This window comes from Nonomuraea fastidiosa (assembly GCF_042751225.1).
Classification (GTDB): domain Bacteria; phylum Actinomycetota; class Actinomycetes; order Streptosporangiales; family Streptosporangiaceae; genus Nonomuraea; species Nonomuraea fastidiosa.
In genome coordinates, this window is record NZ_CP170570.1 from 1,343,860 (window position 1) to 1,366,314 (window position 22,455).

Genomic DNA, 22,455 nt, shown 5'->3' on the forward strand with positions numbered 1-22,455 from the left:
TCACGACCCCGAGCGGCCTGGACGGTCCGCCGCCTCACCGACCCCGAGCGGCCCGGGCGATCCGCCGCCTCACCCGGCTCTGAGCCGTCACATCGTGCGGTTGAGGTTGACGACCAGCCAGATCACGAAGACGACGAGAAGCGTCACGCCGATCATCGACTTCGTCGCGTTCTGCGCGACGGCTTTCCTGGCCGTGAGCTGCTTGGTGGTCTGCTTCAACGCCTGCCGCGACATGAGCATCGTCTGAAAACGGCGCCCGAGGCTGAACAGGGCGATGGCGACGAGGATGAACAGGATGATCCGGCCGTCTTGAGGTTCCACGGGCTTACCCCCTGTGGTTCAAAGAAACTCTTGTGTCCCCCGAGACGTGTGAACGCAAAGACTACTCGCCCGGCCTCATTTCGCGACCGTGATTAATCCTCCAAATCCACCACGATAGGCGCGTGATCGGACGGCCCTTTCCCTTTGCGCGCCTCCCGATCCACGTACGCCGACCGCACCCGCCCCGCCACGTCGGCGCTGGCGTAGACGAGGTCGATCCGCATGCCCTTGTTCTGGTGGAACATCCCGGCCCGGTAGTCCCAGTACGTGTACGGGTGCGGCCCCTTCATCGGCGTCGGCACCACGTCGTGCAGCCCCAGCTCCCGCAGCTCGGCCAGGGCCTGGCGCTCCGGTGGCGTCACGTGGGTCGAGCCCACGAACAGGGCGGGGTCCCAGACGTCGGCGTCGGTCGGTGCGACGTTGTAGTCGCCGCAGGCGACCAGCGGCCCGGCGGGCAGCTCGGCGGCGAGCGCGTCCCCGAGCGCGGCGAACCAGGCCAGCTTGTACGCGTAGTGCGGCGAGTCGACGGCGCGGCCGTTGGGCGCGTACAGGGACCAGACCCGCAGCCCGCTACAGGTGGCGCCGATCGCGCGGGCCTCGGGGCGGGCGGCGCCGACCCCCTCGGACTCGGCGAAGCCCGGCTCGCCGGGGAAGCTCGGCGTCACGTCGTCCAGGCCGATCCTGGACAGCACGGCGACGCCGTTCCAGCGGCCGTCGCCGTGCGCGGCGGCGGCGTAGCCGAGCGCGCCCACCTCCGCCGCGGGGAACGCCTCGGCCGGGCACTTGGTCTCCTGGAGGCAGACGACGTCGGGCTCGACGGCGGCCAGCCAGTCGAGCAGGCGGGGCAGCCGTGCCTTGACCGAGTTCACGTTCCAGGTAGCCAGGCGCATTCTCCCAGCCTGCCACGCGATGCGGCCTCAGGACGGGAGCGCCTTGCGGATCTTCGCGGCGAGGGCCGCGGCCTCTTCGGGGGTGTGCTCGACGACGCCGTTCTCCGCCATGAGCGCGTGGTACTGCTGCCGCTCGTACGGCACGCCGGGCGGCAGGGCGGCGAAGCGGGCGAGGAACGCGATGTGCTCGTCGTCCTCGTAGATGATCTCCTCCGGCTGGCTGGGATCGCGGCTCACGATCCCGCAGATGAAGCACGGCCCTGTACGGGAGCGTCGCTGGTAGCTCTCCACGTCGAACGGCACGCGCTTGATCGGATCGGTCATCCGGCACCCAGAGAGAATCGTGATCTTCGCTGCAGAAGCATCTCGCGGCGAGGACCGATCCGGAAGAGCCGGGCGGCGGCGCGTACCGCCCGGCGTCGTCACGCGGACGCGATCAGCGGCTGGTCCAGAGGGGCTTGTTGTCCTTGGAGTAGATGATGATCCGCCCGTCGTTGGACACCGCGAGCCACGCGCCGGGGTTGCCGGCAGTCTTGGTGGTCCACAGCGCCTTGTCGTTCTTGTCGACGACGACCCAGTTGCCCTCGCGCTGCATGATCGAGCGCGCGCCCGGGTGCCCGGCCGTGGGCGTGGTGAACAGCGGGCGCTGCCCGTCGTACAGCACGGCGTTGCCCTCGTCCTGCTGGATGAGCTTGTAGCGGCCGTTGGAGGACTGGACGGTCTCGCCGGGGCGCAGCACGTGCCCGGAGGGCAGCTTGCCGATGTACGCCTTCGACGACCACAGCGGCTTGTTGTCCTTGGAGTAGATCACAAGGTTGCCGCTCTCCTTGGGCAGCAGCAGGTACGCGCCGGGGTTGCCGGCGGTCGGCGTGGACCACAGCGGCTTGTTGCCGGCCCCGTAGATGACGAGGTTGCCCTCCTTCTGCATGGTGGTGCGGGCGCCGGGGTTGCCCGAGGTGGGCGAGGTCCACAGCGCCTTGGTGCCCTCGTAGAACACGAGGTTGCCCTGCACCTGCTGGACGAGCCTGAACCGGCCGGAGGTCAGCGACTGGCCGGGCAGCAGCCACTGGCCGGGCAGCAGCCGGTCCTTGGCGGCGGCCTGAACGGTGGCGGCGTTGGTGGCGGCGTTGGTGGCGGCGTTGGTGGCGGCGTTGGTGGCGGCGGCGCCCGGCTGCGCCATGACGGTGACGGCGACCGGCGCCGCGAGCAGGGCGCCCGCCATGGCGGCCATCGCGGCCTTCTTGGTGATCAACGTTCCTCTCTTCCTCTTCGGACGGAGAAGCTTTCAGACGGAAAGGTGAAGCCAAGAAGCTGACACAAGGCGTTGGCGTTCCGTTGGTGCGCGCCGTCCGCCCAGGTGAGCGCGGTTGCGCGATCCGGTACGAACCCCGCCTGAGCGGCGTTTAGCCGGGTTTTAGCGGCATGCCGCATGCTGTCCTGGATGGATCGCATGGAGTTTCGCCTGCTCGGGTCCATTGACGCAGGTGTCGGGGGACGCCGCCTGGATCTCGGGCCGCGTAAGCGTCGTTTCGTCCTGGCCGCGCTGCTGCTGGACCTCAATCGTCCGGTGCCGGTGGAGCGGCTGATCGACGCCGTGTGGGAGGGCGCTCCCCCGGCCAGTGCGCGGGTCACCGTGCAGGGACACGTCTATCGGCTGCGCCGCGCGCTCTTCGGCGCGCGGGTGGAGACCACGCCGTCCGGCTACGTGCTGCTGGCCGACCCTGACGAGGTGGACGCGCTGCGCTTCCGCGGCCTGATCGCCGCCGCGCAGGGGGCCGACGACGTCGAAGGGGCCGAGCTGCTGGAGGAGGCGCTCGGGCTGTGGCGGGGCCCGGCGTTCGGCGGGCCAGGGGGCGGTCAGGCGCTGGAGCTGGCGGCGATCGAGCTGGAGGAGGCGCGGCTCGCCGCCGTCGAGGAGCTGGCCCGTCGGCTGCTGCGGCTGGGCCGTCCGGAACGGGCGATCGCCCCGCTGCGCGCTGTCGTGGCCGCGGAGCCGCACCGGGAGCGGCTGGTGTCGCTGCTGATGACGGCGTTCTCCCGGGTGGGACGGCAGGCCGAGGCGCTGGAGCTGTACGACCGCACCCGCCGCTCGCTGGCCGACGAGCTGGGCGTGGACCCGGGCCCAGAGCTGCGCGACACGTTCGCCGCCCTCCTCAGCCCGCAGCCCTGAGCAGCACCGCCCTCCTCAGCCCGCGGCTCTGAGCAGCGCCGCCCCCTGAAGCAGCCCTGAGCAGCGCCGGCCCCTGAAGCAGCCTTGAGCGCCGCAGCCGCACGGTCACCCGAGCACGTCGGACGCGGCGCTCTCGTCGAGCCGGTGCCCGTACGCGCGATGCAGCTCCACGGCCCTGCGCGCGTCGCCGATCCGCTCGGGGCAGGCCCGCGCCAGCGCGGTCAGCGCCTGGCCTTCGAGCCGCCGCATCCCGTGCCGGACGGCCGCGTCGAGTGCCTCGCGGGCGTGCCCGGCGGCCTGCTCCGCCCGCCCGCCTTCGAGCAGCACCTCGGCCAGCCACAGGCGGGAGCGGGTCTCCAGGTAGGGGTGGGTGCGCTCGCGGTATTCGGCCAGTACCTCGGTGAGCAGCGCGACGCGCTCGTCCAGGCCGAGCGTGCGGTCCACGCGGGCGAGCGTGGCGCGGGCCTCGGCCAGCTCGCCGTTCAGGCCGCGCTCGCGGGCGGCGGTCACGGCCCGGCGGGCGAGTCCGGCGGCGCGCGCGGCGTCTCCCTTGAGGTGGTGCGCCATGGCGGCGCTGGCCAGCGTGCCGGAGACCTGCGCGCCGGGGGCGTGCTCCAGGGCCTGCTCGAAGAAGCGCACGGCGGCGTCGAGGTCGCCCAGCGCGAGGTGGACGTCGCCGAGCACGGAGTACGCCCGCGCCTCCCAGCCGGGCGGCTCCTCCAGCGACCGGCGCAGCGCGATCGAGCGGAGCTGGCGTTCCAGCGCCTCGCGCGGCCGGCCGGCCCACAGCAGCTTGATCGCGTAGTTCTCCAGCGTGGCGGCGAGCTTCAGCGACGGCTCAAGGCGCTCCCACAGCCGGATGACGCGCTCGTGGGCCTCCATGCTGGTGTGCAGGTCGCCGAGCCTGGCGCTGGCGGCGACGATGTTGGTCAGCGCCGCGAGCCTGCCGGTCTGCCAGCCGGCCTCGTCGTAAAGGCGGGCGGCCGCCTCGTAGTGGTGCACGGCCTGGCGGGGCTCGTTCTGCAGGTAGTGGGCGTTGGCCAGGGTGTGGTGCATGCCGGCCCGTCCGGCGACGTCGCCCGCGCGCCCGGCGGCGGCCAGGGCGCGGGCGGCCAGCTTGATGATCACGCCGGTGGGGTGGCCACCGTACATGAAGGCGCGCAGGACCTCGACCAGCCGCCACAGCGTGCGCCCGCGCGCCTGCTCGATCACCGCGAGCAGGTTGTCCTGCTCGGCCAGGAACCAGGCGCGGGCGGCGGCGACGCCGCCGAACTCCTCTGCGGCGGCGCACGGCGGCGGGTCGTCCGCGGCCAGCGGGAACAGCTCCATCGTGGGCGCGACCAGGCGCGCGGCGGCGCGTGCGGTGTGCAGGTAGTACGCGTGCAGCCCCGCGGGGTCGTCGGCGCCGTCGGCGCAGTGCTCGCGGGCGTAGAGCGCGACGAGGTCATGCAGCCGGTAGCGGCCGGGCGCGTGCTCCTCGACGAGGTGGGCGGAGGCGAGCCCGGCGAGCAGCCGGGTGGCGGTGGCCGGGTCGGTGCCGGCGAGCGCGGCGGCCGAGCGCGCGGTGAAGTCGCAGCCTGGTACCAGCCCGAAGCGCCGGAACAGCACCTGGGCGTCGGGCGGCAGCGCCGCGTACGAGCCGGCGAACGCGGCGGCGACCGTGGCCTGCGGGTCGCCTTCGACGGCGAGGGTGTTCAGGCGGTCGGCGTGCAGCTCCTCGATGTAGGAGCGCAGCCCGGCCCTGCCGAGCAGGTTGGCCCCGGCGATGGCCAGGGCGAGTGGCAGGTGGCCGCACAGGTCGGCCAGCTCGGCGGCGGCCTCGGGGTCGGCGGCGATCGGGCCGGAGCCCACGAGGTCGGCGAGCAGGTCGCGGGACTCCTCCGGGCTGAAGGTGCCGAGCCGTACGCTCTGGGCGCCCTGCAGGGCGAGGCCGCGCAGCGCGTCACGGCTGGTGACGATGACGCCGCAGGACGAGCCGCCGGGCAGCAGGGGGCGTACCTGCTCGGCGTCGGCGGCGTTGTCGAGCAGGAGCAGCACGCGGCGGGTGGCGAGCGTGGAGCGGTAGAGGCCGAGCTGGTCGGCCGCGCCGGTGGGCGCGGGCACGCCGAGCGCGCCGAGCAGGCGTGGCAGCACCCGCTCGGGCGGCAGCGGCTCGCCTCTGCCGTGGCCGCCGAGGTCCACGTGCAGCTGGCCGTCGGGGTAGTCGGGGGCGACCTGGTGCCCGACGTGCACGGCGAGCGCCGACTTGCCGACGCCCGCCGCACCGGTCACCACCGCGACCCGGCCGTCGCGCAGCAGCCCGCGCAGCCGCTCGGCCTCCTTGCGCCTGCCGACGAACCCGGCCACGTCGCGCGGGAGCTGGCGCGGCACGACGGGACGGTGGCCCTCGACGATGCGCTGATACAGGTCGCGCAGCCGGGGTCCCGGATCGACGCCGAGCTCGCCCGCCAGCAGCCGCTGCACCTCGTGGAACAGCTCAAGCGCCTCGGCGGGCCTGCCGTCGTGCCAGAGCGCGGTCATGGCCAGCGCGTGCGGCGTCTCCCGCAGCGGCTCCTCGTCGCGCAGCTCCTGCAGCAGGGCGGGCACCTCGCGGTGGCGGCCCAGCTCGATCAGCGCGGCGGCGTGCTCTTCGACGAGGTCCCAGCGCTCGCGTACGAGCGGCGCGCGCACGCGCTGCTCGACCCAGTCGGTGCCGACGCCCTGCAGCGGCCGGCCGCGCCACAGCTTGAGCGCCCGCTCCCAGGCGGCGACGGCGAGGTCGGGCCGGCCCGCCGCGCGGCCCTGCGCGGCCAGCCTGCGGAAGCGGGCGAGGTCGACCTCGTCATCGCGGGCGACCAGCGCGTAGCCGGCGTTGGTGGTGATGATGCGGTCGCCCAGCGCCTTGCGCAGCCGCGACACCTTGAGCTGGACGATGGTCTTCGCGGTCTTGGGCGGCTCGCCCTCCCACAGCGCCTCGATGAGCAGGCCGACCGGCACGTGCGAGCCGTGCCGCGCCGCCAGCACGCCGAGCACGCACTGCTGCTGCGCCCCCTCGACCGGCACCGGAGCCCCGCCGTCGCGCACCTCCACGGGGCCGAGCACGCGGATGTCCATCCCGACCGAGCATAACGGCCGGCCGAATCATCGCTGACGCGTGCGCTCGACCCCCACGGTGATCTCGTTGCCCAGCCGGCGGCCCAGCAACAGCTCCAGGTCGTCGCCGCTCCAGAACTTGCCGGGGTCGTACCAGTTGGGCCGCCGCCCGGCGGGCAGCAGCCCCATCTCCTCGTAGGTGACGGCCACCACCTCGGCGCAGTAGGCGCTCTCCAGGGCCTGCTGCCGGCGGCGGCGCCAGGCGCGGCCGGGCAGACGGCCCCTGGCCCAGCGGGCGGCCAGCCTGGCGGTGGAGGGGAACGGGGTGCCGTCGAGCCTGGCGACCGTGCGCAGGGCGGCGTCCTCCATCTCGGGGGTGGCCTCGGGGTCGAGCTGGCGCAGCCAGACGCGCTGGCCGTAGCGGTCGGCCCAGACGGTGACCGCGTCGCGCAGGTCGTGCAGCTGCACCCCGCGGTGGTGGCTGCCCGACCACAGGTCGAGCAGCGATTTGCCCAGCTCGGCGTGCCACATCATGGGCGGCAGGTCGTCGATGACGATGGCCATGCCCACGTGGTTGACCGGGCTGTTGGTCACGGTCTGGATGGCGCGGTCGGGGACGGAACGCCCGCGGAAGACCCACAGGTCGCCGGTCCGCGTCACGCCGACGGCCTCGTCGAGTGTCAGCACACGGCTAGCCTAGGCACCATGCGCTGGTGGAAGTGGCTGGGTCTGGCCGGAATCATGGGGGTCGCGGCCACCGGGGCGGTGATCGCGCGGGCCGAGCGGCGGCGCCGCGCGTACACGCCGGAGGAGATCAGGGCGCGGCTGCGCGAACGCGTGGAGCAGGCCCAGACGCAGGAGGCACAGGAGGCTCAGGCCGACGGCTTGAGGTCGTAGACGAAGACCACGTCGGGGTAGGCGGGGTTCTCGTCGTATCCCTGCACGCCGCCGACGAGGGCGCGGCGCGACTTGACCACCCACGGCACGGCGGCGGCGGCCCGTTGCTCGATCACCCTGTTCGTGGCGCGCTCGTAGACGCGCTGCGCCGCGAGCCGGTCGGTCACGGTCAGCTCGGGCACGGTGTCGAGCATCGCGTCGAGCTGCTGGTCGTTGAGGTACGACAGGTTGAACACGGGCGGGTCGGCGCTGTGGAAGACCTGCCCGAAGTAGGAGTAACCGTCGGCGTAGTCGGGCCACCAGTACATGACGAAGATGTCCTGCCCGCGTTTTTTGCCCAGCTCCCACTGCGCGTTCCAGTGCAGGCTGCGCGCCCGGAGGGTGATGTTGAGCGGGGCCAGCGCCCTGCGCAGCCGCGTGACCAGCACCTGCCAGTCGGCCTCGCCCTCGGCGTAGGTCATCGTCAGCCGCAGCGGCCGCCCGCCGGGACCGTCGCCGGCCTGCTGCAGCAGCCGGGTGGCGGTCTTCAGGTCCTGCTTCGGCGTCCGGTTCGGCACGTGGCCGAGCAGCCCTTCAGGGACGACGCCGCTGGCCGGCGCGACCGAGGTGCCGAGGGCCTTGATCAGGCCCTGGTAGGGGACGGCCTTCTGCACGGCCTTGCGCACCCTGATGTCCTTCAGCGGCCCCTGGGCGGTGTTGAACAGCATGAGCGCCGTGGTGAACGAGGGCCGGTCGGAGGTGCGCAGGCCGGGCGCGGCCTGAGCCCGCTGGAACAGCTCGGAGTCGAGCCGGTCGACGAAGCTCGCCTCGCCGCGCTGCAGCATCCGGTACGCCCGCTCGGGATCGGGCACGACGCGGAACTTGATCGTGTTGTAGTGGGGCCGCTCCCACCCGCCCCAGTAGCCGTCGTAGGCGGTGAGCGTGAGCTCGTCCTCCTTGCCCTTGTTCCACCGGCTGACCGTGTACGGCCCCGACCCGGCGTCCCTGCCCTGCTGGAACCACCTGGTCAGGTCGGGGGCCGCCTTGGTGTCGTAGATGTAGGCGGCGTAGCCGGCGGAGGCGACCAGGTCGAGCGGCACCGGATATTTCAGCGCGAACGTGACGGTGAGCGGCCCGTCGACCCGGATGGAGGAGACGGCGTCCCAGATGTAGCTCGCGCCGGTCCTGGCCTTCATCGTGCGCTCGATCGACGCCTTGACCGCCTGGGCGTCCATGGTCCTGCCGGTGTGGAAGGTGACGCCGGAGCGCAGCTGGAACGTCCAGGTGCGGCCGTCGGCCGACGAGCGCCACGAGGTCGCCAGGCGGGGCGCTGACTTCTTGGTGACGGGGTTCCAGTAGGTCAGCGTCTCGTAGACGTTCTGGAAGGCGATGATCTCGTTGCTGTAGGAGCGGCTCGGGTCCCACTCGGTGACGATGTCGGTGTTCTTGACATAGACGAACGGGGACTCCCCCGATGGGGCCCGCTGCGGCTCAGGAGGCGGCGAACACGCCGCGAGCATCATCAGTGCGACGGCCGCTGCGAGTCGACGGCGCAACGCATCTCCCTCTGGTGGCCTGGCGTACCGTAGGAACCTACTCCAAGATCAACCTGGAAGGCGCCACGGTGTCCGAAAGTGCCGAAAAATTGGGCATTCCGGTGATCGTATTGCTATCCTCGGGGCTTGTCCCGTCCGGGGTTGCCAGCAAGGGACCGACCGGAGTGAGGTGCGATGGGTCGTAGCCGAACGATCCGCATGAAGATCATCGGCCTCCTGTTGGTGCCGCTGGCGTCCATGGTGGTGTTGTGGGGGGTCATCACCGCCGTCACCGCTACCGAGAGCTTGGAGCTGCGTCAGTACAAGACAGTCTGGACGAACCTGCGCCTTCCCGCGTACAAACTGATCAACGAGATTCAGCGTGAACGTCTCGTCTCGGCCCAGCTCCTGAAGAACGCCGCGACCAAGACCACCCTGGCCACGCAGCGGACGCGTACGGACGCCGCCCGGGAGTCGTTCAAGCAGCTCTCCAGCAACTCCAAGGACAGATCGGAAGAGATCCGCAGACAGGTGGACGCGGTGAACACGGCTATCGACAGGCTCGACGCGATCCGGGGAGAGATCGACACGGGTCTGTCCGACCGTCTGCACACCGTGGAGTCGTACAACGCGATGATCGACACCCTGTTCGGTCTGCACCGGCGGGTCGCGCTGATCGACGACATCCCGATCTACGAGCAGTCGCGCGTGCTCATCGACATGGGCTACGCCAAGGAGCTGCTGACCAGGGAGCAGGCCATCGGGCTCGGCACGGTCGAGCCGGCCGAGCGGCGGCTGTTCACGCAGATCGCCGGCAACCGGCGTTTCCTGCTCGACCAGAGCCTGGGTGAGCTGGATCCGGAGCTGCGCGACCCGCAGGTCGCCCTCATCACCTCGCCCGCCTACCAGCGGATGCGGATGATGGAGGACCAGATCATCGCGGGCGGCACCGCGCGGAACTGGCTCGGCACCACGGAGGTGCTGGCCAGGGCGTTCCACGAGGCGCAGATGCGGGCCAGCACGACGCTCAACAAGCGCGCCGACCCCATCGCGGACCAGGTGCTGTGGCGGGCGCTCGCGCTGGCGGGCACCGCGCTGGTGCTGGTGATCGTGTCGATCGTGTTCTCGCTGCGGATGGGCAACCGGCTGTCGAGGGAGCTCGCCGCGCTGCGCCTGGCCGCGCTCGAGGTGGCCCAGGAGCGGCTGCCGCACGTGGTGGAGAAGCTGCGCAGGGGCGAGAAGGTCGAGATGCCGGAGCTGTCGGTGGCCAGCACCACGGTCGAGATCGACGACGTGGGGCAGGCGTTCTCCACCGTGCAGCAGACAGCGGTCGAGGCCGCGGTCGGGCAGGCGCAGCTCAGCGAGGGCGTCGGCCACGTCTTCCGCAACCTCGCGCGGCGCAGCCAGACGCTGCTGCACCGCCAGCGCATCCAGCTCGCGGACATGCAGCACCGCGCCACCGACCCCGATCAGCTCGACGACCTGTTCAAGCTGGACCACCTGACCACCCGCATGCGGCGGCACGCCGAGGGCCTGATCATCCTGTCGGGCGCCACGCCGGGCCGCGGCTGGAGCCGTCCCGTGCCGCTGCTGGACGTGGCGCGCGGCGCGGCGGCCGAGGTGGAGGACTACCAGCGCGTGGTCATCGAGCCGATGTCCGGCCACCGGCTGGCCGGGCCGGTCGTCGGGGACATGATCCATCTCATCGCCGAACTGATCGAGAACGCCACCGTCTACTCCCCCGCGCACACCTCGGTCGTGGTGCGCGGCGAGGCGACGGCCAGGGGCTTCGCCTTCGAGGTGGAGGACCGCGGGCTCGGGATGGAGCCAGAGGAGCTGGCCGAGTACAACGAGCGGCTGGCCAGCCCACCGGAGTTCGACCTGGCCGACAGCGACCGGCTCGGCCTCTTCGTCGTCTCCCGCCTGGCCGCCAGGCATGACATCCGCGTGACGTTGCGCGGTTCACCATATGGAGGGACCACCGCGATCGTGTTGATCCCGGAAGAGCACGTGGCCGAACCAGAGGCCGAGGCTCCCGAGCAGAGCAGGCCCGCCCGATGCGGGTGGTGCGAAGTGACTGAAGAGCGCTGGCTGGACGAGGAAGCGGGACCGATCGTCCCCGCCTACCTCCTGACCAGGGGCCGGACGGTGCCCGCGAGCGAGGCGATCGACCTCATGGGCATCATCATCACCGCCGGCGGCCTGACGCCGCCGCGCGGCCTCGACCCCGAACATCTGATCATTCTGCAGAAGTGCACGACCCCCACCCGGCTCGTCGACGTCGCCGCAGAGCTGAATCTGCCGATCGGCGTCGTCCGGGTGCTCGTCGGCGACCTGCACGCCCAGAAGCTCGTGCAGGTCGAGCTGCCGCCTCCCGCGCCGGACGCCAAGGTCCTGCTCGAGGTGATCAGCGGCCTGAAAGCGCTGTGACGGCCGCCTGAACCCCCTATCCGGGCTTTTCAGGCGGCCAGGACGTCCTCGGCCCGGTGACAGGCCACCTGGCGGCCTCCCAGATCCCTCAGCTCGGGCGCCCGCTCGCACTCCTTCACCGCCATCGGGCAGCGCAGCCTGAACGGGCAGCCCGTCGCCGCCGGCACCGCCTCCGTACGCCCCCTCGCCTGCGGGGGCTCTCCCCCAGCTTCGGCACCGCGTCGCGCAGCGCCCTGGTGTACGGGTGTGCCGGGCTCGCCAGCAGCTCCGCGGTGGGCCCCGATTCGACCACGCGGCCCGCGAAGAGCACGTGCGAGGTCTTGCAGAGCCGCTCGACCACGGCCAGGTTGTGGGTGATGAGCAGGCGCTCGGTGTCCAGGGACGCCAGCAGGTCGAGGACCTTGGCCTGGACGGTGACGTCGAGCGCGCTGGTGGGCTCGTCGAGGATGAGCAGGCGGGGGCCGACGGCCAGGGCGCGGGCGATCACCACGCGCTGGCGCTGGCCGCCGGAGAGCTGGTGCGGGCGGCGGCCGGCCAGCTCGGGGGCGAGGCCGACCTGTTCGAGCAGCTCGGGTACGCGGTGGCGCTCGGCGCGCGGGAGCGCTTCGGCGATCGAGCGGCCGATGCGCATGCGGGGGTCGAGCGCCTCGGCCTGGAAGACCGGCTGGACGTCCTTCCGGAACGTCCGCATGTCCACTTTTTTCAGCGTTTGGTCGCCGTACCAGATATTTCCGGACATTGGGGTGAGGAGGCCGAGGAACGCGCGCGCCAGCGTCGTCTTGCCCGACCCGCTCTCCCCGATCAGCCCCACGCCGCCCTCGGTGATCTCCAGGCTGACGTCGTGGACGACCGGGCGGCGGGCGTACCCGAGCGTCACCCGCTCCGCTCTGAGCACGGGTCCTGTCACGGCAGCGCCTGTCATGGGAGGGCCTCCAGCAGCTCGCGGGTGTAGGCATGGGACGGCTCGGCCAGCACCCGGGCGGCCGGCCCCGACTCGACCACCGCGCCGTCCTTCATGACGAGCACCCGGTCGGCGATCGTCGAGACCAGCGCGAGGTCGTGGGAGACCAGCAGCAGCGCGAGGTCGCGCTCCTCGCGCAGCCGCCGCAGCACGCCGACCACCTCGGCCTGCACGGTCACGTCGAGCGCGCTGGTCGGCTCGTCGGCCAGGATCACCTCGGCCCCCAGGGCGATGGCCAGCGCGATGGCGAAGCGCTGCGCCTGGCCGCCGGAGACCTCGTGCGGGTAGCGGCGCAGGATCGCGGGGTCGAGCAGCACCTCCTCGACGGCCCGCGCCATGGCCTGCTCGGAGTCGTCGCGGCCGTGCAGCCGCAGCGCGCGGCGCATCAGCGTGCCGAGCCTGGTGGCGGGGCTGAGCGCGGCCTGGGGCGACTGCATGACCAGGGCCGCCCTGGCGCCCCGCAGTGCGCGCAGCTCGCGCGGAGATGCCGTCAGGACGTCCACGCCGCACACTCTGACCGTGCCCGAGACCTCGGCGTGCTCGGTGAGGCCGAGCAGCGTGAGCAGCGTCGTGGTCTTGCCCGACCCGCTCTCCCCCACGATCGCCACGCACTCGCCGGCGGCGACGTCCAGCTCGGGCACCGCGGCCACCGGCCGCCCGCCGTAGCTCACCCGCAGGTCGCGTACCTCGATCACCTGACCGCCCTCCGCGGGTCGAGCGCGTTGCGCAGCCCCTCGCCCAGCACGTTGAACGCGAACGCCGTCACCAGGATGGCCAGGCCGGGGAAGGTGACGACCCACCAGTCGGTGGTGAACAGCGCCTGGCCCTGCTGCACCATCAGTCCCCACTCCGCGGTCGGCTCCTGCGCGCCGAGCCCCAGGTACGACAGCGCCGCCGAGGTCAGGATCACCCCGCCCGCGTCCAGCGAGATCTGCACCAGGACCGGGGTGAGCGAGTTGGGCAGCACGTGGCGCAGCACGATCAGCGGGGCGGGCACGCCGAGGCAGCGGGCGGCGTCCACGTACGGCCTGGTCGCGATCGACGCGGCCACGGACGCCGACAGGCGCGTGTACCACGGCCACCAGGTCGCCGCGATGGCCAGGATGACGGTGTTCACGCTGGGCTGGAGCACCACCGCCAGCGCGAGCGAGAGCAGCAGCGCGGGAAAGGCGAGGAACACGTCCGTGATCCGCATGATCACGTCCCTGATCCAGCCGCCCGCGTAGCCGGCGACCACGCCGAGCGTGACGCCGACCGCCGCCGAGACGGCCAGCACCGCCACGGCGATGAACAGCGAGGTGCGGCCGCCGTACAGGATCCTGGTGAGCACGTCGCGGCCGACCTGGTCGGTGCCGAACCAGTGCGCGGCGCTCGGCTCGAGCAGGCTCTCCGTCGGGCGCGTCTCGTCCACCGGGTACGGCGCCAGCCACGGCGCGAGCACCGCGGCCAGCACGATGAGCACGATGAGCACGGCGCCGAACGCGGCGAAGCGGTCGGGGATGCGCGGCAGCGTGCGACGCAGCGGCTGCGTGTCCTGGACGCGCTCCGGTTCCGTGGTGCTCATCGGGTCCTCGTTCTGGGGTCGACGAAGCCCTGCAGGATGTCCACGACCAGGTTGGCCAGGACGTAGACCAGGGCGACGAGGAGGGTGACGCCCGCGATGGCCGGGGTGTCCAGCGACCTGATCGACTCGGCGGCGTAGCGGCCCAGACCCGGCCAGTTGAAGACGGCCTCGACGAGGAAGCCGTTGACGATCGCGTACGCGAAGACGAGCGCGATCAGCGACAGCACCGGGTTGAGCGCCGGCCGCAGGGCGAACTTGGTCAGTATGGACGTCTCGCCGAACCCGAGCGCCCGCTCCAGCCTGGCGTGGTCCTGCCCCGACTCCTCGATGAGCGCGGCCCTGGTCATCTGGGCGATGACGCCCGCCGGGTAGGCGGCCACGACCAGCGCGGGCAGCACGAGGTGATGGAGCGTGCTGGTGAGCATCGGCCAGTTGCCGGTGATGAGGGCGTCCACGGCCGTGATGTTCGTCCAGAGCGTGAGCGGGCTCGTGGTGTCGAGCGAGGTGTCGTACTCGCCGGCGACGGGGAACCAGCCGAGGTGGCTGCCGAAGACCGTCTGCAGGGCCAGCGCCAGCCAGAAGACCGGGACGGAGACCGCCAGCATGCTGCCCAGGCGTACCCCGACGTCCGGCGGCTTGCGCTTGTAGCGGGCGGCGAGCACGCCGAGCGGGATGCCGGCCGCGACGGCCAGCAGCAGCGCCGCGCCCACCAGCTCAAGCGAGGCGGGGAAGGCGAGATAGAGGTCGTCGAGCACCGGCTGCCTGGTGCGCAGGCTGGTCCCCCAGTCGCCGCTCAGCAGGTCACGCGCGTAGTTCAGCAGCTGCACCGGCAGCGGGTCGTCGAGCCCGAACCGCTCACGGGCCTCCGCGAGCTGCTCGGGCGTCGCCTTCGGCCCGGCGAACGCGACCGCGGGATCGCCGGGCACCATCCGCATCACGGCGAACGTGAGCACGACCACGCCGGCCACGACCAGGAGTGCCTGGCCGAGCCGGCGGGTCAGGTAGCGGAGCATGGCCTAGCGCTTGAGGTCGTAGAAGAAGACCACGTTCGGATAGGCGGGATTGTCGACGTATCCCTGCACGTCGGAGGTGAGCGCCCGCTGGTACGTCTGCACGTACGGCACGGCCACCGCCGCCTCCTCCTGGATGATCCTCCGCTGCAGCTCCTCGTAGGTGTCCATGGCGGCCGACTTGTCGGTGGCGGTCAGCTCGGGCAGCTTGTCGATGAGCCCGTCGATCTCGTCGTTCTTCAGGTACGACAGGTTGAACTGCGGCTTGTCGTTGCTCCTGAACACGTTGAGGAACCACGAGTAGGCGTCCGGATAGTCCGGATACCAGTACATGACGAAGATGTCCTGGCCGCGCTTCTTGCCGAGGTCCCACTGCGCGCTCCAGTTCATGGGCTTGGCCTGGAGCGTCACGTTGAGGTTCTTCAGCGCCGAGCTGAGCAGCGTGACCAGCAGCTTCTGGTCGTCGTCGCCGATGCCGTAGGTCAGGGTGAGCTTGAGCTCGGGGTTGTCGGGGCCGTACCCGGCCTCCGTCAGCAGCTGCTGCGCCTTGGCGAGGTCCTGCTTGGGCTGCATGTTCTCGGCGTGGCCGAGCAGGCCGGGCGGCACCAGGCCGCTCGCCCGGTGCCCGGAGCCCTCCAGCGCCGCCACGAGGCCGTCGTAGTCGATGGCGAGCTGCAGCGCCTGGCGGATCCTGACGTCCTTCAGCGGGCCCTCCGCGGTGTTGAACAGCACCAGCAGGTTCTGGAACGACTGGGCCTCCGACACCTGCACGCCCCGCGTCTCGCGCGCCTGGTCGAACAGCTGCGGGTTGAGCCGGTCGACGAAGTTCACCTCGCCGCGCTGCAGCAGCTGCCAGGCGGTGGTGACCTCGGGCGTGACGCGGAAGGTCACCTTCTTGTACTGCTCGGGCTTCCAGCCGCCCCAGTAGTCCTCGAACGCCTTGAGCGTGAGCTCGTTCTCCTTGCCCTTCTGCCAGGAGTCGACCGTGTACGGGCCGGTGCCGGCGGTCTTCTTGCCGTCGGTGTCCACCGCGTCCACGTCGTAGATCCAGGCGGCGTAGCCGGAGGCGGCGACGAGGTCGAGCGGGGCGGGGTACTTGAGGGTGAACTCGACGGTGTTCGGGTCGGGCGTCTCGATCTTCTTGACCGGGTCCCAGATGTAGGCCGCGCCGCCCTTTTTGTCGATGTTGCGCTGGACGGCCTTCTTGACGGCCTCGGAGTCCATCGTGGCGCCCGAGTGGAACTTGACGCCCTGCCGCAGCGTGAACGTCCACTTCTTGCCGCCGTCCGACGACTCCCATGAGGTGGCGAGCAGCGGCCTTGCCTGCTTGGTCTTCGAGTCGTACCTGGTCAGGCCCTCGTAGATGTTGGACAGCGCGATGATCTCGTTGGAGTACGAGGTCGCCGGGTCCCAGTCGGTGACCACGTCGTGGTTGGGGGCGTAGACGAACGTGCTGTCGTTGACCTGCCCGCCGGCCGGGCGCCGGTGCTCGCGCGGGGCTGGGGCGTGCCGCCGGCGCCGCGCACCTGGCCGCCCGCGCACGCCGACGCGGTCAGAGCCAGGACACCGGCCACCCCGGCGACGAACAGTCGCTTGTGCCAGCGCATGGGGGGATCCTTTCGCTATGTCACCGGGCGAGGGGTCCGGCTGCTTTGACGTGCACCCGCACGGCGGGCTCGGAGAGATAGCTCAGCGGCACCTCCAGGAGGTCCACGATCTCCACCGTGGAGGGGTCGGCCCCTGCCGCCACGGCCCGCGCCTGCGCTTCCTCTTTAGCGCTTTCGATGGCCTGTGCCCGGCTTTCTCCCGCAGGCAAGATCGTATCGACTCTGCCGCTCGCGAGCGCGATGGCCGCCCCCACCGCGTTGGCCACCTCGGCGTGCTCGGGCCTGATCACCCGGCTCGCCCCGGGAACCTCCTGAGGCAGCAGGAACGCCCCGCCGCCCACCGCGACCAGGGGGCGGTCGGTACGGCCGAGCGTCATCCTGTCCACGGCGTCGGCGACCATCTCGTCCGCTCTCGTGACCGCGTCGCGGAGCATCGTGCTCTCGTGAGCGCTTGGCAGGCGCTGCGGCCAGTCCTCGCCGCCTGGAGGCACCCGGCCGGCCGCGACGGCGGCGTCCGTCATCGTCGCGGTCGTCCCGCCGAACACCAGCGCCTCCGTGGCGATCCGGTAGCCGACCGAGCCGGGGCCGACGCCGCCGGGGCGCACCACGGTGCCGCCGCCGAGCGCGATGGCCAGGATGTCCGGCATGCGGAAGTTGGTGAGCACGCCGCCGATCTCCGTGGCCGCCGCCGACTCCCTCGGGAACCCGCCGGCCAGCACGCCCAGGTCGGTCGAGGTGCCGCCGACGTCCACCACGATCGCGTCCTGCACCCCCGACAGGTACGCCGCACCGCGCAGCGAGTTCGCCGGGCCCGAGCCGATCGTGGAGACCGGCAGGCGGGCGGCGTGCTCCAGGGTCATCAGCGTGCCGTCGTTCTGCGCCAGGTAGGGCCGTGCGCTCAGCCCGCGCTCGGCGAGAGCCGTGGTCAGGGCGTCGGTGACGTGGGCGGCGACGCCGTACAGCGCGGCGTTCAGCACGGTCGCGTTCTCGCGTTCGAGCAGGCCGAGCGAGCCGATCTCGTGGCTGACCGACACCGGCAGGCCGTACTCGGCGGCGACCAGCTCCGCCACCCGCCGCTCGTGCCCGTCGTCGGCGGGGCTGAAGACGCCGGTGACCGCCACGGCGTCGGCCTCCGCACCGTCCAGGAAGCGGCGCACCGCGTCCAGGTCGAGTGGGCCGATCTCGCGGCCGTCCACGTAATGGCCGCCGGGCACGATCGCCTCGCCGGCCGAGACGGTTGTGCGCAGGTCGTCCGGCCAGTCGGACAGCGGCGGCACCGCCGTGGTGGCCGGCGCGCCCAGCCGCAGCACCGCGACCCTGCCGAGCCCGCGCCGCTCCAGGATCGCGTTCGTGGCGTGCGTGGTGCCCAGCATGACGCGGGTCACCTGGGAACGGTCCTCGACCTGGGCGAGCACGGCGTCCAGCGCGGCGCGCAGGCCGCCGGTCACCTCCGGCGTGGTCGGCCGCTTGGCCTTGGCGATCACCCGGCCGCCCGCGTCAAGCACCACGGCGTCGGTGTTGGTGCCGCCGACGTCGATCCCGATGCGCAGGTCAGCCACGCGCCATCAGCTCCTCCACGGGGACGTAGTCCAGGTCGTATCCGAAGGCGCGCGGTCCCGCCGTCTCCAGGCCCTTGCCCGTACGCCAGAGGGGATCGCAGGGCCAGGCGAGCACGGTCACGCGCTGGCCGTACCTGAGGGCCTCGGTCTGGATCGCGGCGGCCGTCTCGGTGTCCACGACCGTGATGAGGTCAGGCACCATGGCGCGCACCCGGCCCTCCTCGATCGCGACCAGGTTCTCGTTCTGCAGCTCCACGCTCAGGCGGCGGCCGCGGTCGTCGCCGGTGCCCTCGATCGTGGCGGTGCCGCGTACGAACCCGCCCGTCGTGCGCCGCTCCACGTCGGTCAGCTTGCCGGTGATCAGCCGGACCGCGCCCAGGCTCTCGCGCAGCGCCTCCAGCGGGTCGGCGGCGCCCTGCGTGGCCCTGCCGACCTCCAAGGCCCTGGTCACCGAGCCCTCGATGACCGCGCCCCTGGCCGTGGCGGCGGTCAGCACGTAGTCGGCCATCAGCGCGTGCGAGCCCACGGCCACGCAGACGGCGCGCGCGATGCGCTCCGACCACAGGCCGTCGAGCGGGCGGATGGTGACGACGTTGCCCGCGACGTCCGACATGATCACCAGATCGGCGGGAAGCCCGGCCACGTACATCGAGACCATCTGGACCTCGGGGAAGGCCCGTCCCATGCCGTCGGCGTCGAGCAGCGGCACGCCGAGCTGCGCGGCCCAGGCGACCGGCGCGACGCCGTTCGCGCCGCCGATCTCCGACGACATGATCGCGCTCGGCGGGCGGCCGAAGATCCGCTCCACCTCCTCGGCGATGCGCTTCGGCTCGTCCTCGCCGTGGATCATCTCGTGGCTCACGGTCGGGGCGCCGATGCCGGACAGCGGCACCACGAGGGCGTCGTCGGGCAGGTCGCCCAGTTTCACCAGCGGGACCGGCCCGTACTCGCGGATGGCCCTCACCGCCGCCAGCGATCCCGTACGGACGTCTCCCCCGCCGCCGGTGCCGAGCACGGCACAGCCACGGGCGAGCGCCTGGATGTCATTCGCATCAATCCTCATTGGCGACTCAACCAACCACATGGGCGCATATTTCGCCAGTCCAGCGCGTTTCGCGCGGGTGAAAACGTTCACTCGGGACCGTTTCCGTTGGTAAGTGTGGGAGGCGAGGAGAGGAGGTCGCATGCGGATATCGGTGGCCGCCGACAGCAAGGACGGCGTGGCCGAACGGGTCGTGACGGAGCTGCGCAAGCGCGGGCACGACGTCGTCACCCACGGGGCGCTCAACGACGGCGAGCGCGACGACTGGGCGTGGGCCTGCGAGCTGACCGCCCGCGACGTCGCGGAGGGCCGCGCCGAGCAGGGCGTGGTGTGCTGCTGGACGGGCACGGGCGCGTCGATCGCGGCCAACAAGGTGCCCGGGGTGCGCGCCGCGCTGTGCGTGGACGCGTACACCGCCGACGGGGCGCGCAAGTGGAACGACGCCAACGTGCTCGCGCTGAGCCTGCGGCTGACCTCGGAGGTGGTGCTGGACGAGATCCTGGACGCCTGGTTCGAGGGGCGGCCGAGCGACGACCCGGCCGACCGCGCCAACATCGACCACGTGAACGAGATCTGACCCGCCGCTGAGCACCGGACCTCGCGACCCCGGCGGACGCCGGGAAATCGTCGGTCCCGGCCTTTAGGGTGCTGGGCATGACCCTCGTCCTGCACCGCGGCGGGCTCCCCCGGCACCCCCGCCGGACGACCACCGGAGAAGGCCGGCCTGGTCGTGGTGCCGTGCGGCGGCGCGGCGGAGGCGGTCGTCGTTCACCCTGCGCGCACTCTGGTCATGAAGGACGGCGTCGTCCTGCACAATTGACCGGCGGGACCATCGAAAGGCAGGCAAGTGCTCTCTATTCACCAGCGGATCGCCGCCGAGCTCGGCGTGCGCGAAGGCCAGGTGCAGGCGGCCGTCGAGTTGCTCGACGGCGGTGCGACCGTGCCGTTCATCGCGCGATACCGCAAAGAGGCCACCGGCGCTCTCGACGACGCTCAGCTGCGCACGCTGGAAGAGCGGCTGCGCTACCTGCGGGAGCTGGAGGAACGCAGGACGGCGATCCTGGAGTCCATCGAGTCCCAGGGCAAGCTCGACGACGAGCTGCGCGCCCAGATCATGGCCGCGGAGACCAAGGCCAGGCTCGAGGACATCTACCTGCCCTACAAGCCCAAGCGGCGCACCAAGGCGCAGATCGCCCGCGAGCTGGGCCTGGAGCCGCTGGCCGACCAACTGCTCGCCGACCCCACGCTCGACCCGGTCGCCACCGCCGAGAGTTTCGTCACCGAGGGCGTCGCCGACGCCTCGGCGGCACTCGAAGGCGCGCGGGCCATCCTCATCGAGCGCTTCGCCGAAGACGCCGACCTCATCGGCGGCCTGCGCGAGCAGCTCTGGCAGCGCGGCCGGCTGGTGTCGAAGGTGCGCGAGGGCAAGGAGGAGGCGGGGGCCAAGTTCGCCGACTATTTCGACTTCGGCGAGCCGTTCACCAAGCTGCCCTCCCACCGCATCCTCGCCCTGTTCAGGGGCGAGAAGGAGGAGATCCTCTCCGTCACGCTCGAGCCCGACGACAGCCCCGACTACGAGATGCGCATCGCCGCCCGGTTCGGCATCTCCGACCAGGGCAGGCCGGCCGACAAGTGGCTGAATGAGACCGTGCGCTGGGCCTGGCGCACCCGCATCCTCGTCCACCTCGGCATCGACCTGCGCATGCGGCTGTGGCAGGCGGCGGAGGACGAGGCGGTGCGGGTCTTCGCCGCCAACCTGCGCGACCTGCTGCTCGCCGCACCGGCGGGCGCGCGGCCGACCATGGGCCTCGACCCGGGTCTGCGCACAGGCGTCAAGGTCGCCGTCGTCGACGGCACCGGCAAGGTCGTCGACACCGCCACCATCTACCCCCACGAGCCCAAGCGGCAGTGGGACGAGTCGCTCGCCGTGCTCGGCGCGCTGGCCCAGCGCCACAAGGTCGAGCTGATCGCCATCGGCAACGGCACCGCCTCCCGCGAGACCGACAAGCTCGCCGGCGAGCTGGTCAAGCACATGCCGTCGCTCACCAAGGTCGTCGTCTCCGAGGCCGGGGCGTCCGTCTACTCCGCCTCCCCCTACGCCTCGCAGGAGCTGCCCGACCTCGACGTGTCGCTGCGCGGCGCCGTCTCCATCGCCCGGCGGCTGCAGGACCCGCTGGCCGAGCTGGTCAAGATCGACCCCAAGTCCATCGGCGTCGGCCAATACCAGCACGACCTCGCCGAGTCCAAGCTGTCGCGCACGCTCGACGCCGTCGTCGAAGACTGCGTCAACGCGGTCGGCGTCGACGTCAACACCGCCTCGGCCCCGCTGCTCACCCGCGTGTCCGGCATCGGCGCCACGCTGGCCGAGAGCATCGTCCGCCACCGCGACGCCAACGGCCCGTTCCGCACGCGCGCCGCGCTCAAAAACGTGCCCAGGCTGGGCCCCAAGGCGTTCGAGCAGTGCGCGGGCTTCCTGCGCATCAGGGGCGGCGACGACCCGCTCGACGTCTCCGCCGTGCACCCCGAGTCCTACCCGGTCGTGCGCCGCATCCTGACCACCGCCAAGACCGACCTGAAGTCCTTGATCGGCAACACGGCGGTGCTGCGCTCCCTCGACCCGCGCGACTTCACCGACGACACCTTCGGCCTGCCGACCGTCACCGACATCCTGCGCGAGCTGGAAAAGCCCGGCCGTGACCCGCGGCCCGCGTTCAAGACCGCCACCTTCAAGGAGGGCGTCGAAAAGCTGTCCGACCTGTCGCCCGGCATGATCTTGGAGGGCGTGGTCACCAACGTGGCGGCGTTCGGGGCGTTCGTCGACATCGGCGTCCACCAGGACGGCCTCGTCCACGTGTCGGCCATGTCGCGCACGTTCGTCTCCGACCCGCGTGACGTGGTCAAGCCCGGCGACATCGTCCGCGTCAAGGTCCTCGGCGTCGACATCCCGCGCAAGCGGATCTCGCTGACGCTGCGCCTGGACGACGACATCACGACGGAGCAGGGCGCCGAGGGCTCCCGCCGCGGCGCGGGCCGTGGGGCGGGCCGCGCCGACGGAGGCCGTGACGGGGCCCGGGATGGCGGGCGCGGCGGCCGTGGTGACGGCGGCCGAGACGGGCGCGGCGGAGGCGGCCAGCGCGGCCGCGAGGGTGGCCGCGGCGGAGGCCGCCGCCAGGACCGCCCCGCCCCGACGGGCGCCATGGCCGAGGCCCTCAGAAAGGCCGGCCTCGGCGGCGACCTCCGCTGAAAACCGGTCCCCGGTTCCGGCCCGCCCCCGACGGGCCGGAACCGCACACGACCAACCCCACGCAAAAACCGCACCAGCCGAGGGCCGCGCCGACACGGGACCTCCACCACCGACCCACACCACCACCAGCCCGAAACCACACACCACCAACCCCACGAAAAACCGCACCAGCCG

The 22,455-nt window shown here is 71.9% G+C and carries 19 protein-coding genes; 5 read left to right on the plus strand and 14 right to left on the minus strand.

Annotation, left to right across the window (positions count from 1 at the left end):
• Positions 1 to 87: 87 nt before the first annotated feature.
• From ACFMQL_RS06010 to ACFMQL_RS06025, 4 genes are all read right to left on the minus strand, one after another.
• Entirely contained in the window at positions 88 to 321 is a 234-nt protein-coding gene (locus ACFMQL_RS06010) for a hypothetical protein (protein WP_364058258.1), read from the minus strand.
• A gap of 92 nt (positions 322 to 413) precedes the next feature.
• Positions 414 to 1,211, minus strand: a complete 798-nt coding sequence (locus ACFMQL_RS06015; RefSeq protein ID WP_378784867.1) for an exodeoxyribonuclease III — start codon at positions 1,209 to 1,211, stop codon at positions 414 to 416.
• A 27-nt stretch (positions 1,212 to 1,238) separates the two neighbouring features.
• Positions 1,239 to 1,535, minus strand: coding sequence for a hypothetical protein (locus ACFMQL_RS06020; protein WP_364058264.1), 297 nt, complete (start codon positions 1,533 to 1,535; stop codon positions 1,239 to 1,241).
• 112 nt (positions 1,536 to 1,647) lie between these two features.
• On the minus strand, positions 1,648 to 2,463 hold the full coding sequence (locus ACFMQL_RS06025; RefSeq protein ID WP_378784869.1) for a hypothetical protein: 816 nt from the start codon (positions 2,461 to 2,463) through the stop codon (positions 1,648 to 1,650).
• Positions 2,464 to 2,652: 189 nt separating this feature from the next.
• On the opposite strand from ACFMQL_RS06025, the gene ACFMQL_RS06030 reads away from it, so the two are divergent.
• A complete protein-coding gene (locus tag ACFMQL_RS06030) occupies positions 2,653 to 3,381 on the plus strand; it encodes a BTAD domain-containing putative transcriptional regulator (RefSeq protein WP_364058270.1) in 729 nt (242 codons plus the stop codon).
• A gap of 105 nt (positions 3,382 to 3,486) precedes the next feature.
• Here the strand turns inward: ACFMQL_RS06030 and ACFMQL_RS06035 are convergent, their stop codons facing one another.
• Entirely contained in the window at positions 3,487 to 6,474 is a 2,988-nt protein-coding gene (locus ACFMQL_RS06035) for a BTAD domain-containing putative transcriptional regulator (protein WP_378784871.1), read from the minus strand.
• A gap of 27 nt (positions 6,475 to 6,501) precedes the next feature.
• Positions 6,502 to 7,137: a hypothetical protein gene (locus ACFMQL_RS06040; RefSeq protein WP_364059549.1), complete on the minus strand. Its 636-nt coding sequence runs from the start codon at positions 7,135 to 7,137 to the stop codon at positions 6,502 to 6,504.
• A gap of 21 nt (positions 7,138 to 7,158) precedes the next feature.
• Between ACFMQL_RS06040 and ACFMQL_RS06045 the strand changes: the two genes are divergently transcribed.
• A complete protein-coding gene (locus ACFMQL_RS06045) occupies positions 7,159 to 7,350 on the plus strand; it encodes a hypothetical protein (protein WP_364059596.1) in 192 nt (63 codons plus the stop codon).
• On the opposite strand, the gene ACFMQL_RS06050 is transcribed toward ACFMQL_RS06045, so the two are convergent.
• Positions 7,326 to 8,885 (minus strand): ABC transporter substrate-binding protein, encoded by a 1,560-nt coding sequence (locus tag ACFMQL_RS06050; RefSeq protein ID WP_378784872.1) that lies wholly within the window; start codon positions 8,883 to 8,885, stop codon positions 7,326 to 7,328. The two genes, ACFMQL_RS06045 and ACFMQL_RS06050, sit on opposite strands and share 25 nt — an antisense overlap.
• Before the next feature lie 198 nt (positions 8,886 to 9,083).
• On the opposite strand from ACFMQL_RS06050, the gene ACFMQL_RS06055 reads away from it, so the two are divergent.
• A complete protein-coding gene (locus tag ACFMQL_RS06055) occupies positions 9,084 to 11,294 on the plus strand; it encodes a nitrate- and nitrite sensing domain-containing protein (protein ID WP_378784874.1) in 2,211 nt (736 codons plus the stop codon).
• 115 nt (positions 11,295 to 11,409) lie between these two features.
• On the opposite strand, the gene ACFMQL_RS06060 is transcribed toward ACFMQL_RS06055, so the two are convergent.
• The 7 genes from ACFMQL_RS06060 to ACFMQL_RS06090 all read right to left on the minus strand — a co-directional run bounded on the left by ACFMQL_RS06060 (position 11,410) and on the right by ACFMQL_RS06090 (position 19,058).
• A complete protein-coding gene (locus ACFMQL_RS06060; protein ID WP_378784875.1) occupies positions 11,410 to 12,216 on the minus strand; it encodes an ABC transporter ATP-binding protein in 807 nt (268 codons plus the stop codon).
• Positions 12,213 to 12,950, minus strand: a complete 738-nt coding sequence (locus tag ACFMQL_RS06065) for an ABC transporter ATP-binding protein (protein ID WP_364058288.1) — start codon at positions 12,948 to 12,950, stop codon at positions 12,213 to 12,215. Before ACFMQL_RS06065 ends, ACFMQL_RS06060 begins: the two co-directional genes overlap by 4 nt.
• Complete coding sequence (locus ACFMQL_RS06070) at positions 12,947 to 13,819, minus strand: ABC transporter permease (RefSeq protein WP_364058291.1); 873 nt, start codon at positions 13,817 to 13,819, stop codon at positions 12,947 to 12,949. Before ACFMQL_RS06070 ends, ACFMQL_RS06065 begins: the two co-directional genes overlap by 4 nt.
• Entirely contained in the window at positions 13,816 to 14,832 is a 1,017-nt protein-coding gene (locus ACFMQL_RS06075) for an ABC transporter permease (RefSeq protein ID WP_364058294.1), read from the minus strand. Before ACFMQL_RS06075 ends, ACFMQL_RS06070 begins: the two co-directional genes overlap by 4 nt.
• A gap of 3 nt (positions 14,833 to 14,835) precedes the next feature.
• A complete protein-coding gene (locus ACFMQL_RS06080) occupies positions 14,836 to 16,371 on the minus strand; it encodes an ABC transporter substrate-binding protein (protein WP_378784877.1) in 1,536 nt (511 codons plus the stop codon).
• A gap of 85 nt (positions 16,372 to 16,456) precedes the next feature.
• Positions 16,457 to 17,995 (minus strand): hydantoinase/oxoprolinase N-terminal domain-containing protein, encoded by a 1,539-nt coding sequence (locus ACFMQL_RS06085; RefSeq protein ID WP_378784878.1) that lies wholly within the window; start codon positions 17,993 to 17,995, stop codon positions 16,457 to 16,459.
• A complete protein-coding gene (locus ACFMQL_RS06090) occupies positions 17,988 to 19,058 on the minus strand; it encodes a DUF917 domain-containing protein (RefSeq protein WP_378784879.1) in 1,071 nt (356 codons plus the stop codon). Before ACFMQL_RS06090 ends, ACFMQL_RS06085 begins: the two co-directional genes overlap by 8 nt.
• 121 nt (positions 19,059 to 19,179) lie before the next feature.
• Here ACFMQL_RS06090 and ACFMQL_RS06095 point away from each other — a divergent pair, with 121 nt between their 5' ends.
• On the plus strand, positions 19,180 to 19,614 hold the full coding sequence (locus ACFMQL_RS06095) for an RpiB/LacA/LacB family sugar-phosphate isomerase (RefSeq protein ID WP_364058306.1): 435 nt from the start codon (positions 19,180 to 19,182) through the stop codon (positions 19,612 to 19,614).
• A gap of 270 nt (positions 19,615 to 19,884) precedes the next feature.
• Entirely contained in the window at positions 19,885 to 22,281 is a 2,397-nt protein-coding gene (locus ACFMQL_RS06100) for a Tex family protein (protein ID WP_364058312.1), read from the plus strand.
• Positions 22,282 to 22,455 lie beyond the last annotated feature (174 nt).